This window comes from Nostoc sp. (assembly GCF_036916575.1).
In the GTDB taxonomy this organism is placed as follows: Bacteria; Cyanobacteriota; Cyanobacteriia; order Cyanobacteriales; family Nostocaceae; genus Nostoc.
This window is the reverse complement of sequence record NZ_JBALGC010000147.1, coordinates 127,412-140,241: the sequence shown is the minus strand read 5'-3', so window position 1 is coordinate 140,241 and position 12,830 is coordinate 127,412. Positions and strand designations below refer to the sequence as shown.

At 38.9% G+C, this 12,830-nt stretch carries 12 protein-coding genes and 4 pseudogenes; 1 reads left to right on the top strand and 15 read right to left on the bottom strand.

The genetic code is table 11. From position 1 onward, the window contains the following. From V7L29_RS33525 to V7L29_RS33460, 14 genes and pseudogenes are all read right to left on the bottom strand, one after another. Positions 1-404 (bottom strand): DUF3368 domain-containing protein (locus V7L29_RS33525; protein ID WP_334738189.1); only part of this gene is annotated, 404 nt, incomplete at its 3' end. Beyond that, positions 397-651: a UPF0175 family protein gene (locus tag V7L29_RS33520; protein ID WP_334738196.1), complete on the bottom strand. Its 255-nt coding sequence runs from the start codon at positions 649-651 to the stop codon at positions 397-399. The genes V7L29_RS33525 and V7L29_RS33520, both read right to left, overlap by 8 nt. Positions 652-678: 27 nt before the next feature. Continuing rightward, positions 679-957: a hypothetical protein gene (locus tag V7L29_RS33515; RefSeq protein WP_334738188.1), complete on the bottom strand. Its 279-nt coding sequence runs from the start codon at positions 955-957 to the stop codon at positions 679-681. Between the two features lie 198 nt (positions 958-1,155). After that, positions 1,156-2,289 (bottom strand): HetZ-related protein 2, encoded by a 1,134-nt coding sequence (locus V7L29_RS33510; RefSeq protein WP_442944311.1) that lies wholly within the window; start codon positions 2,287-2,289, stop codon positions 1,156-1,158. A gap of 174 nt (positions 2,290-2,463) precedes the next feature. Next, a pseudogene (locus V7L29_RS33505) lies at positions 2,464-3,633 on the bottom strand (tetratricopeptide repeat protein); the annotation flags it as partial. Then, a pseudogene (locus V7L29_RS33500) lies at positions 3,630-4,955 on the bottom strand (ATP-binding protein). The pseudogenes V7L29_RS33500 and V7L29_RS33505, both read right to left, overlap by 4 nt. 788 nt (positions 4,956-5,743) lie before the next feature. Further along, complete coding sequence (gene cofG / locus V7L29_RS33495; protein WP_334694223.1) at positions 5,744-6,730, bottom strand: 7,8-didemethyl-8-hydroxy-5-deazariboflavin synthase subunit CofG; 987 nt, start codon at positions 6,728-6,730, stop codon at positions 5,744-5,746. Positions 6,731-7,058: 328 nt separating this feature from the next. Then, positions 7,059-7,820: a beta-carotene ketolase CrtW gene (crtW, locus tag V7L29_RS33490; RefSeq protein WP_334694224.1), complete on the bottom strand. Its 762-nt coding sequence runs from the start codon at positions 7,818-7,820 to the stop codon at positions 7,059-7,061. Between the two features lie 343 nt (positions 7,821-8,163). Then, a pseudogene (locus V7L29_RS33485) lies at positions 8,164-8,330 on the bottom strand (chlorophyll a/b-binding protein). Positions 8,331-8,755: 425 nt separating this feature from the next. Next, entirely contained in the window at positions 8,756-9,202 is a 447-nt protein-coding gene (locus V7L29_RS33480; protein WP_334738187.1) for an SRPBCC family protein, read from the bottom strand. Positions 9,203-9,221: 19 nt separating this feature from the next. After that, positions 9,222-9,410: a CPXCG motif-containing cysteine-rich protein gene (locus V7L29_RS33475; RefSeq protein WP_012411100.1), complete on the bottom strand. Its 189-nt coding sequence runs from the start codon at positions 9,408-9,410 to the stop codon at positions 9,222-9,224. Positions 9,411-9,508: 98 nt separating this feature from the next. Continuing rightward, on the bottom strand, positions 9,509-11,164 hold the full coding sequence (locus V7L29_RS33470) for a B12-binding domain-containing radical SAM protein (RefSeq protein ID WP_334738186.1): 1,656 nt from the start codon (positions 11,162-11,164) through the stop codon (positions 9,509-9,511). 21 nt (positions 11,165-11,185) lie between these two features. Then, positions 11,186-11,440: a SemiSWEET transporter gene (locus V7L29_RS33465; RefSeq protein WP_334738185.1), complete on the bottom strand. Its 255-nt coding sequence runs from the start codon at positions 11,438-11,440 to the stop codon at positions 11,186-11,188. A gap of 163 nt (positions 11,441-11,603) precedes the next feature. Further along, positions 11,604-11,777, bottom strand: coding sequence for a hypothetical protein (locus tag V7L29_RS33460; RefSeq protein WP_334738184.1), 174 nt, complete (start codon positions 11,775-11,777; stop codon positions 11,604-11,606). 181 nt (positions 11,778-11,958) lie between these two features. Between V7L29_RS33460 and V7L29_RS35735 the strand changes: the two are divergent. Then, a pseudogene (locus V7L29_RS35735) lies at positions 11,959-12,264 on the top strand (transposase); the annotation flags it as partial. Here V7L29_RS35735 and V7L29_RS33450 read toward each other — a convergent pair. Next, the gene (locus V7L29_RS33450) at positions 12,215-12,775 is read right to left on the bottom strand and encodes a DUF4334 domain-containing protein (protein WP_334738183.1); all 561 of its coding nucleotides are present in this window, start codon (positions 12,773-12,775) and stop codon (positions 12,215-12,217) included. The pseudogene V7L29_RS35735 and the gene V7L29_RS33450 overlap by 50 nt on opposite strands. Positions 12,776-12,830 lie beyond the last annotated feature (55 nt).

Sequence of the window (12,830 nt, the reverse complement as noted above, 5' to 3'; positions counted from 1 at the left end):
ATAGGGTATCCTTCTCGGTGTCCACGCAACAAAATACCGATAGTACCTGTAACAGAAAGGCCGCTTAACCTGGCAACTCGTCTACCAGCTACTTCATCAATGCAAACAGTCTGGATATTTTCATTGAGCGCAAGTTGGATAACAGAAGCTTCTCCTAAATCTAAAGAATTAAGTAAGAATGGAGAAATATTAGTTAAGGGTATTTGCGATTTTTGTAGCCAATCGGCATCCTCAAATTCACTTACTGCAAATCCACTTGCACCTCCAGCAAGTATTTCTTGACAAACTTCAAAGGTAACCAAAACCTGAGTATACAAAGATTGAAGAATTATTAAATCTCCTATTGCCGCTATTATGGAAATAATGGGTGCCGTGTTGATAACAATTATATTACTTTCAAGCATTTGCTAAATCAGATATAAGTTCCTCTTCTGTTAAATCAATCATCGCTACACTATAACGGTGTAAATTAAGTAAAAACGTTACCCTATTTACACCTGCTAATTGTGCAGCTAAACCAGAAGAAATACGTTTCATTTCAAATAGTTTAACTGCCATTGCCATTTTAGCTTCTTGTTCAAACTGTTCTCGCGTTTGCTGTAAGGCATCTGGTAAAGTTTCTGGATAGTCAATTTTAAGTTGTGACATGATTTTTATCAGGATGTTCACTTTTAATTTTCAGTCGTCATAAAGTCCTTCATCTTCTGGTGCATAGCCGTTCAAAAAAGCGTCATGGCTGCGGGTGCTTTCGAGTTCTTCCACATGAATTATATTGTCATTCTCAGTTTCCCAATCTTCACCATCTGAAACTGAGAATTCTGTTAATTCAGGGTCGTTCAAAAAATCTTCGGCTGTGGCGGCGATAAAAGGTTCTAGTATTTTGTGACGTTCTGCCAAAGATAGGCTAGCAATTTCTTGGAGAGATAGCTGTTTTTGCTCTTGGGCGTTTTCTAACATTTTCTTTCCGTTCCTGAAGATGGGTTAACTTTATATTTAGTAATGTATAGGCATCACTTGTAATTTCAGTTAATATTTTGAGTGGAAGTATGAAGGCGATCACTAGATCTCAATTGTGTTTTTATCAGTTTAAGTTGTTGTTAAAAGTGAGAGTCTGAACTCTGAACGCCCACCAATAAGGCATTTTGTTAATCAATATCACTCTTGACTTCTCAAAGCTTGAGCAGCAAGATAGATTTTTGTCCATTCGCCCATCACCTGATAGGTTTTGAGTTTTAAATCCTGGGCTATGACTTCTATTGAATTACCTGCTCTCCGCAAATTTAGAATTTGTCGTCCTAGAGGAGTCAATTTTTCATAAAGTTGCTGCCATTGATTTTGTGTTAATCCCAAGTTATGTTCTTGCAAGGAAATTGAAAGCCAGCTATCTACGAGTTCTGGTTTCTCTTTGAGGGCAAAAACACGTACAGCATGGTAACTAATTTTTTCTCGCAGACGGTAGACTTCTTTAGTCGGCTTATTCAGTTTTTTGGCGATTTCTTCTTGGGACTTACCTTGCAGATACAGCCGTAGCCATTCCACTGCTTCTATTCCCAGATTTTCTTGTAAATAATTTTCAAATTCTTTTTGTACTGATGGGCGCAGCGCTTGTTGTTCCTCTAGTTGTTGTGCTTCTTGATATTCTGCGATCGCCTGACTATCGACTAAGTTAACTCGATTGTCACTGTCGTCTGTAAGAACTTCTTCTGACACTAGTCTAACCAAGTCACAGCCTGGTACTTGGGTTAAACCACCGCGCTGAGTGCGACGCAAATAATTCACAAATCGGTAAGTTAATAGGGGTTGATTCCGTACTGGCCGCAGACAATATTCTTCTACACTGGCAAATAATAGAGCATCCCCCAATCGTCTATCGGTTGTATATTTGGCAATATCAACCATTTGTTGTTGCATCTGGCTGTCACTTTGGAGTAGTTCTTGAAGTACTTCTTGTAACACATCGATGACACTACGCTGGCGATCGCGGCTGAGGGAAACCCAAGTCTGAATCTTATTCCGTAATGTTACTAAACTCCCCAATCGGGTTATCAAGTTGCGATAAGCACGTTCTCGTCCCAGCCCCAAGTAGCGTTGACGTAAAATCCTCCAGCGATATTCCATCGCTTGTTTAGCGATATCGAGTTCTTTAGGATTAAACAGATCAAACCGTTTTGATTCAGATCCCCATAGCCAGAGGATAATACTTTGCCTAGCAGCTTCATTTTGCTCTGGACACTCTACCAACAACCTTGAGTGCCAATCGTGTGAAAGTTTTTCTGGTATTGAAGGAATAAGTTTTTGCTGTTCGTAACCAACTACACCGGGCGACAAGCTTTCTAGTTTGTACCAAAAACTGTAGTTTTCCAGCAAGCCTTCTATAACTTTGCTAGGATCCGTCTGTGGATTGTAACTCAAGATATCTGGTGCGTTGATTGTAGGCTGCAAGGTTTCAGCGTAGTCAGGTTTTAACTTAAAGGCTTTGTTGTAACTAGCCATTGCTTCTTCCAACAAGTCTAATTCATGTAGCGCATCGCCATGAGTATACCAAGCGTTGTAGTTATCAGGTTTTATTTTTAGGGCTTTGTCTAAACTGGTAATCGCTTCCTTGAAGCGTCTTGACTGGAATAGCGCAATACCCCGGTTGTACCAAGCTTCATGAAATTCTGGTTTAATATAAACAGCTTGATCAAAAGCTGTGATTGCGTCTTCATATTTGTTGAAGTGGTCGCATAGCACAGCCCCTCGGCTGTTCCAGGCTTGATAAAAATCAGGTTTAATTTTTAGAGCTTCGTCAAAAGAGTATAGTGCCTCATCTTTACGTCCTAATTTTTGTAAGGCAATACCTTTGTTATAACAAGCTTGATAGTAATCACATACTGTTTTTACAACTTCGTTATAGGAAGATATTGCTCCTTCATATTCATTAGCAGCAACTAATAAATTTCCTAATTTAAATAATAAATTAGCCCTATAACTTTCTTTTTGATATTTTTCTTTCAGAAGTTCTTGAATTTCTAAAATCTTTTCAACTTTTTTTTCCTGAGAAAGTTTTAAATATTCCTCATAGTCTCCTTCTAACAGCAGGCGATTTGATTCTTGTTCGACCACTTCTGGCGTGGTCGGTAATTCAAAGACTCCAGAACGCCAATCAAAAAAATCTGGGGCGCGATGAATAAAATAGTTGAGCGAAAATGAACGCACAAGAAAAACAAAGCTAATTGCAAAATCATCTCTAAAGCGTTCTCGCTGTTGGTTTAAGTGATTTAAAATATGCGGAACACTAGTTAAATTGCTAAATTGTCCTTCGGTAATTTCTCCAAAATTTCTTTGTTCATACTTGTATAAAGAATATTCCAGACCTTTAATCAATAAAATATCAACTTGCTTGTTTTTAATAAACTCTGTTACTGGCTGATATAAATTATCTATTGCCTCAACCAAGCGTAAAACTGCAATCTTCTTCTGCGGTATCTCTTGCGGAAGTTTGACAATAAACTTGTCTGCTTCCACAGGTGTACATTGGACAAAAAACAAACCAAATCCTGATTTTCGCTTCAGTGCGCGAAGCAAGTCTTGATAAGCTTCTTCTGGTTCTGGGGGTAAATCATCATCCCAATCACTTAAATTTGGGTTCATGAAAGTTTCGCTACAGCTTCTTTAAATTCTGGAATTCCTTGAATCAATGGATGAATATCATACCAACGCTGCATCTCTCCCTCTTCATCCAAATATCGGTATTCTAAAAGACTGCGGTTATACATCAAGCTCCGATACAAGTCATCATTAATAATCCGCTTAGAAGAAGACACTTCTGCTAATAGACACCATTGATGATTTTCCACAGCACGGCGAAAAGTATCTCTAGCTTGAGTAATTGCTCGTCGCACCGCCTTTTCTGAAACAGGTAACTCTTCTGTACGTCCAATGGCATCTTGAGTTAACAATAGCAAATTCCTCACATGACCTCCACTCATCAAACAAAGTCTGTCTTAGGTTTGGGGACTGTCGAAAATTTCCTTCTCTAGTGATAGTTCGGGTGCAATTTGCCGGACTCGCTTGTTAATTACCTCCTTAACTTTCTTGAGTCCTGGCTGGTAAATGTCTCCCTTGAGAGTGTTTACCATAATCATCGGCAAAATTTGGGGGTCGCCGTAGATATCTCTGAGGTCTGTTGCCCTTGTAGAATAGACCATTGAAATCGGGACAGTGTAAATCAAATGGCAATCTAAAGCTTGGAGTTGTTCGCTGCGGTATAAAAAGACTTCCTCATAGTTGGTGCGTTCTCCTTCTTTGACTAACACCATCCGGTCTAAATTATCGACAATTACCGCCAGTTGAGTTTTACCCGTAGGTAAGTTCTTTTTTGCATCCGCTAGAAACTCATTTAACACCTGAATTAAAGTGACGGTGTAAGGATCAATTTTTTGGCGAATCTTATGGCGTAATTCCGGAACAGCCCTTAAATTTGCCGTCAACTTGGCAAACTGAGCAAGTTTGGCTTCTACTCCCAGACTCTCAAACTCTATGGGAGTCTGCGCCAAATCTTTTAAATCTTCCCAACGACTTTTTAACCAGTTGAGTATAGGATCAGGACTGGCAATTTCTTTTAAATCTTTGAGCAAACGGCGGGTACAGGCGAGGAGAATATCTGTATATTGGGCATCTTCAGAATCGATATCCTCTTCATCAGCCGCAAAATAGACAACATAAAATTTCCGGTTTTCTAAATACTTCTTTAACCTGAGTAATTCTGTAGACTTCCCCGCACCCCGATGACCAGAATACAATTGGCAAGTATTTGTATTTGCTAGTCGCATTCGATTTCCCAACTCTTGCTCAATATCCGCATCTCCCCGCACATCCTGACAATCTACATATTTTGGGTCACCTGCGGGTAAGGGTTCAAAGGGGTTAAAGGCGTTGTAGAGGTTTGCGAGTAAGTCAGTACTATTAAACATAGGTAAAAAATATAGCAATGATGCTCATAATAATCGAGATTATAGAGAATTGAAATGCTTGACAAAAGAAGTAAAAGATAAAAGGTAAAATACAGCACCAGGCGATTATAAATCGCCAAGGCTAGTACCGCAAGGCGGAAGTCAAAAGTCAAAAGTCAAAAGTCAAAAGAATTGTATTCCTTGCTCTTGCGCCATTTGAAATGGTGAACCAGCGCTGCGGGAGGGTTTCCCTCCGCAGGCGACTGGTGAACCCGAAGGGTATGTTTATTTCCGCTGTGTTGTACTAGTGGATTGAGGCGTAGAGATTGTTTATAGTTGGCGCTTTAGCGCTAAAACGCCAACTACGAACCTATCAAACTTGGGTTACTACTAAATGTAAAATGTGAGTCAAGCTTCCCGTATGTTCTTCCCAGGCTGGACTTGGTAATAATGAAACAGTTCTCAAAACTCACCAACGAGGTTCTGAAACTCGCTGACGAAGTTCAAATACCCGTTAATGGAGTTCAAAGACTCATTAATGAACCTCAAAGACTGGCCGACGAGTATTAAAGACTCATTAATGAACCTCAAAGACTCATTAATGGAGCTACAAGACTCATTAATGAACCTCAAAGACTCATTAATGAACCTCAAAGACTCATTAATGGAGTTCAAAGACTCATTAATGAACCTCAAAGACTCATTAATGGAGCTACAAGACTCATTAATGAACTTCAAAGACTCATTAATGGAGTTCAAAGACTCATTAACAAAGAAACTACTAGAAAATGGGATAAATCCTTACTCCCCTATCCTTGTAAAAGAGAAGCCGGGGTTAAAGTCTTTCGCCACTGTCTCACCGCTGTTTGTAACTCCCTCGACAACCAGCTATCAAATTGCGGATAAACTGGCAAACGGGGCATCAATTTCCACCCCGCAGGTTGTAAAATTTCTCTTAATGCCTGTTCCTGTATATGAGGATAATCGGGATTCACTTCATCTTTTGGCCCTATTCCACCCAAATCTCGCGCACCAGCTTCGATACAAGCGAGTAACCATCGGTCATCTTTAACTAAATTCGGCGGAATTTGAATAGTAATATCTGGCGGTAAAATCTGACGCGCCCTGAAAATGACTTCTGGTAACTGATGGGGGTCAAAAGGTGGTGCATCAAAGGTTTGCTGATATCCTGGACTATGAGGTTGCAGGATAACTTCTTGAATGTGGTGATAACGTTGATGCAGTTGAGATATAGCTGTTAATGTTTCCCACCAATCATCAACTGTTTCCCCAATTCCTAACAGTAACCCAGTTGTAAAAGGAATCTGCAACTCTCCCGCCCATTGCAATTGCTGTAAACGAACTTCTGGTAATTTACTCGGTGCGTGCCGATGTACACTATTTAACAATATTGGCGTTAACTGTTCCAACATCAGCCCCATCGAAACATTCACACGCTTGAGCTTTTCCATTTCTTCAAGACTCAGTGGCCCTGCATTGGTGTGTGGTAAAAACCCCATTGAAAGCGCTAATTCACACAAATCATAAATCCGCCCAAACCACGCCTGACGCTTTGGCGAATGGGGATGCACTTCACCACTGAGTATGAGGATTTCACAGACTTTTTCGCTTTGAAGTGATTTTAAAATATTTTTTGCATCGGAAAGACTCATCCAGGGACTTTTACCCGGTTCGCTGCGAAAGTTGCAGTAACTACATCGATTAAAGCACTCGTAAGTGGGAACAATTGTATAAGCAGGGCTATAGGTGACAAGACGAGAATTCTTAATTGACATAAGCAGGATAATCTAAAAGAATGCCTTGCTCAAAATATATAGATTACCGTATGATCAAATAATTACTAATTCGTAATACTCGCCATTCGCGTAGCGTCTCGTAGAGAAGGCGAGAAGCAAGCTACATAATTCGTAATTCGTAATTAAAGGTACAAACCCCTGACTTTAGTTATGGTGAAAAATAATTTTATTCCGTATTTCAAAACAAGTGACTTTAGCCATAAGGTAATAATTACGAATTACGTTAGCGCAGCGTCTTGTAGAGAGCGTTATTATAAATTACGAATTATTTTGACTCTTGTTGCCATGAGATGAGATAAACTAATAACTATTTTGCTTTGTAAATTTCTGGTAGCTGCCACCAAGAAAGATGAGGATATTCGTGATGTTCTTCATGGTAGCCAAAATGATAGCAGGTGAGAAATGACCACCAAATTGAACGGGGAATCGTTTGGGCACAATGAGGCTGAATATAACCTCCTATGGGTTCGCTATGAGGTAAAAAAGTACCAAAATAAAATAATTGGAATGAACTTAAAAGCGAGGGAATTACCCAAAAGGTTATTAGATTAGTATGAGGTATATGAAGGATGTGATTAGCAAATTGATAAATAATAGTTAAAGCAATTATTTGTCCCCAACTCCAGTAACCCTTCATAAAATGAAAATACCAAGCAAAGAAATTTTTGTGTTTCCCATTATGAAAATCTGGGTCTATTTCACTTGCTGGATTGTGGTGATGCACCCAATGTTTTTGCAATAATTTTTTATAAGGTAAAAGACCATAAAGAGATAGGGTTAATCTCCCCATAAGATGATTAATCTTAGTATTCTGGGGAAACACTACCCCATGCATAGCATCATGTGATGTAATAAATAATCCCGTATACAAAAATGTTTGCCATAGAATAACAGGCAATAATATCCACAATTTTAACCTAGAGATGTCAAGGGAAAGTAATAAACTCAGGCTAATGCTCCATACACTTAGAATGACAATAGCAATGAAAAGTCCCTTAAACTGAGATTTACTTTTCACTACTGAGGTCAGTTTTGTTTGATGACTGGGTGGTTGTTCTAATTGAATCACGCTTTTACTCCGCCTAATATTCAAGTGAAAATTCCTAAAATATAGTCACCACAAAAAGTACTAACCACCAGCCATAAAACTCTTTTAGCGGTCAGTGTTTCGCATTGGACAGAGCCAATACTTAAAAATGTTTAAAAATATTAAGATAGTTTAACTATTATTACACATCCAAGCCGATACTAACAAGTATTTTCGGTTGAAAGGTTGCGATACTTAAATAATAATACTGATAATTTTAGTATTTATAAAAACTAATTTTTTTAATCTACTATTTGTTAAACAGCCGAAGCTGCCGAAAAGGACGGTAACATCATTAGCGAGAATAGGGTAGAAAGTGGAGTAATTACCGTATTACGCTGTAGCCGTTGAGATCCCAAAGTAAGCGAGAAAACCGACCATAGCTAAACGACCGTTCCAAAGTTCAAACTCAGGAGTAAATCCCAACTCTAAAGCATTACAATCCTTGACATTATATGCGTTTTCTGTTATACCACTTGGGTAAAGTCCCATTGTTGATTTTCCTGAAGAATTAAGTTACAGCGTATTTCAGGTAAATGAAGTACACGGGTAGGGGCACAGCCATGTTTCCTACGATTATCTGTACCTCACCTTGGCGTAGCCCAAGGTAGAGAAGTTGCAATCTGCTGTATATTTTTCATCCTATTTAACCAATAAATTAGAGCTATCTGTCTGTAGTACTAAAGTGTAAACAGGTCTAAAGGATGAGATTTTTGAGATTGTCAGGAAATACTTTGAAAATGGTTGGTTCGGCGAATTTCTCCCAGGCTTTGTATCGGTTATTTCCTAATTTGATAAAGTGGGTTTTGCAGCAAGGTTTGAAGAATCAGGATAATTAATTTTCCCCAGATAGGTTAAAGGGCTGGAACGCTTACAAAAAGTGAATCATCCTGAAAAAAGGAAGGATTATTAGTTTGTCAGGACTCGCACTCCCGTTTAGTCACATAGTGGCGGTAGCGAAACATTGCTTCTAGTTGCACTTGCACTAACCAACCGCTGACAAATTCAACTGTTCCTCCCCCAGGCATAGAGAAGGAAATAGCGTCGGTTAATTTGGTTTTGCCATTTTCTAGTTCAAATTCATGTCGATGTACCCAAGATTCAAAAGGGCCAGATATTTGTTGGTCGGTAAACAGGTGATATTTTTCACATTCAGTATGACGCGCTAACCAAGTTAAGGGTAATGGGCCGAGAAACAGGCGAAATTCGGTGATAGCGCCCACGTTCAGCCCCCCCTGACGACGAACCACTTGGACTGGCTGCCAAGGTGGATTCAGCAGTTGCAAAATATCTGGCCTTTCGTGAAATTTCCAAACTACTTCTGGTGGGGCATTAATTACTGAGGAATGTTTAAAGTGCAGCATGGAAAGAAAAACCTAAAATTCAACTTTCGGATTCGGTATCAATCTCGATATCTAGAGTATCTTCATCAACCCGCACATACAAAATATTGGGGTTACAGCAAACTTGACAATCTTCAACATAAGATTGCTGTCCTCCAGCACTCAAATCAATAAAAGTTAAGTTCGGTTCGCCGCAATAGGCGCAGTAATACTCTGCTGTGTTTTGCATCAAGTTTTCAGCTATGAATTCATGGGTATTAGGGACTGGGTATTGGGTACTGGGTAGTGGGTGTTGAGTATTAACTTTTAATTCCTAGTCCCCAGTCCCTAGCTCCTAGTCCCCAGTACTGGCTGTAATTCCTTTGGGGATGGGTTGATATAACTCTTAGCATCAGCCAAATGCTTTAGTAGTGTAGACTGTGGCAGAGGCCCTTGCAAGTGGCTCCAGGGTAATACTTGCTTTGTTGACCACTCGGCGTGGACGTAGAAATCTAAATCGGGGATTTGTCCTTTGAGTTGTTTGAAAGCCCGTTTGTAGCTACCCAACGAGTCACCAAAGTTACGAGTAAGTTGGAGGAGTTGCGAGAGTCTACGATCGCCTCTCGATAACAAAGCTTGTATAATCGACCAATTATAGCTTTCTGGGCGAAACTCTATCCCCTGCGGCTTTAGCTGTTTTTGTAAAAACTGTAACCGCTTTTCGGCTTGGCGATTCACGCCAAACCATTGAAACGGTGTGTGTGCTTTGGGTACAAAGGTGCTACATCCATATGTTAAGCGCAATCCCGGTGCAGCTTTTTTGATACTACGCATCATCACCACAGTTTGCTCTAAGTCTTCTGCCTCTTCACCGGGAATTCCTACCATTCCGTAGAGTTTCAAGCTTTTTAATCCACCAGCTTTGGCATTTACCGCTGCTTGGATAATTTCATCGTTATCCAGCTTTTTGTTGATGATTTGCCGGATTTTCTCAGAACCACTTTCTACAGCAATGGTAAGCGATCGCGTGTCTCGTTTCGTCAAAGTTTCTGCTAACTGGACTGTTACGGTATTGGTTCGCACTGAGGCAATACTGAGACGGACATCATCATACTTTGGCTGACTAATATAATCCAGCAACACCTCAAATTCTGGATGCTGTGTAACAGAAGCTCCTAATAATCCTAACCGATTTGTAACTTCTAAACCTCTTTCAATGGCTGGAATTAATGAACCTTCAAGACTGGCTGTTCTAAAAGGCAGTGTGAGATAACTTGCCAAACAAAAGCGGCACATTTCTGGACAACTTCTCACTACTTCCACCATGTAAATATTTTCCCATGCGGCTTTTTCGGTGACTACAGTCGATGCCGATAGAGTATTTCCCCGATAAGTCTGCTTTTGCACCACTGCGGGAATTTCTGGAGAAATTGGTTTTATTGACTTTACTGCACCATCTATTGCGTAATATTCCACCTCATATAAACTGGGAATATAAATTCCTGGGACTTGTGCAAGTCTTTTTAGTTTAGTTTGTCTAGAAGCATTTTTTACTTCTTTGTAAGCCTCAATGAAATTTCCCAGTAGGGTTTCGCCATCCCCCAGTAAAATTACATCAAAAAAATCTGCATAAGGTTCGGGATTAGCTGTGAGAACGGGGCCACCACCAAAAATTATTGGATGAGAATCATCACGAGAGGTTGCCAAAATGGGAATTTCTAAAAATTCCAGCAAACTTAAAATATTCACATAATCCAGTTCCCAAGAAATCGAAAATCCCACAATTTCCGGTGTTCTGGGGAGTTGTTCGTGAGTATCTGTAAACAGGCGACTCACCTGCACATCATCACGCATTGCCAAAGTTGCCCAAACTACCTGATAGCCGAGGCTAGTGATACCTACGCTGTACTCATTGGGAAAGGCAAAAATGATGGGGATAGCGTCGGTGTCTGGGGTGGCGGGGGTAAAAAGGAGGCGTTCAGAGGTAAATACAGATGATGTCACAGGTGTTTTTTAGAGGCAAGTTTATCTATATCTAATTTTAAGCCATAGAATAATGAAGTTAAAAACTAATGTCATGCCGTTAGCAAGAATAATCGGTAACGATTGTAGATATATTCCATAAACTAACCACAAAAAAACACCAATCATAAATGTAATAACTGTAACAGAAGAAACATCTTTTGCTGATTTTGTTTGCCACATTTTAAACATCTGTGGTAAAAAAGAGATTGTGGTTATTGTGGCAGCCGCTAACCCTATAATTGTCAGAAAATCCATTTATACGAACCTATAAAATAAAGTTTTTATTGCTTAAAAAATTAGAAAATGATTTGTATAATCCTGTATTAATTTCTTTAATTTTACATTTTAATTTGAGTTAAAAAATTGACAAAAAAAGGGAAAAGTTTAAACTCTTTTACCTTCTTATTTCAGCTTTATCCTAATAATTCAAACATATGTAATTGATACTAGCAAAACCGATTAATTCTTTACGGTATAACTGCAATAGTAAAGGCGTAAACTTTTCTGGTGATAACGCTAATAAAGGTTCAATAATTGCTTGAAGCTCATTATTTATTTCACCAAAGCGAACTTTGAGTAAGTTTTCCACCACCAAACGTTCTCCCTGCTGAATTCTTTGTTGTATCGCCTGTTCTCGTTCTTGTTAGTAAAGTGGTTCTAATTTTATATATAATTCGCTATTTCCCTATCTTCCTGGTTTTGGTTTTGAGCGACTTGTAAGTTTTGTTGCAAGTTCTACAGCAATTCTAACGCTGCTTTTGAACTAGACACAGAATCAAAAACTGAAGGGCATGATTTTGCGATTAAATAAAATTTTATTGAGAAAACGTTCTCTTCTAGAAACAGTTAATGACCAATTAAAAAATATTTCCCCAATTTAACACACTCGTCACCGCAATGTTTGTAATTTCATAGTTAATGTTATCGCTGGTTTAATTGGGGTAAAAGTAGCCAAGACGCATTTTTTTGCCATGCATTGTCTGAAAATATTATTCAGACAAGGTTTGATAAAAAAAATAATTAAAAGGTCTAAGAACGTCGATTTAGGGCAAAAAAGAAAGGTTGAGGTGAGTTTTTAAAATCCATAATTCCTAACACAGTATTGTCATCTACTTTCCTAAAATGGTCATTAATAGGTAAATAATCATAGATCATCGTGGCACTAATTTTCCCTCGATATTCCATGCTTCGGAGTCTGGCTTGACTTTTCTCTGTTTTCAGTAAGGAATTAGTCAGCATTAGCAAAGGTTTCAAAGAATTATTTTTGGGAATCGGAAACTTTAAAATCCAGTTCATCATAGTAGCATTGGGCGCTACCTTAAAAATTCTTTCCTGACTATCTAAAAATAACAATGGGTGAACATTCTCAGGATCAACAAATTCCTTCCCATACCAATTAGACATCTCTAATAAGCCATCCATAGGGTGATCTGTATAAAGTCCAGAGCCTTGCCAACGACCAAGCATAAAGTCTAAATTCACTGGTTCAAGAGCGTCAAACAACTGTAAAGCTCTTTCTGTCGTAGTTTTACCAACTAAAAGAATTGACTGGTAGAGTTCTAATGTTTGCATTTTTTCTGTTCCCGTCATTATCAATTAGATTCATCTGAAGTTTTATTATTACATTTACCTTGCCTAATTAGGC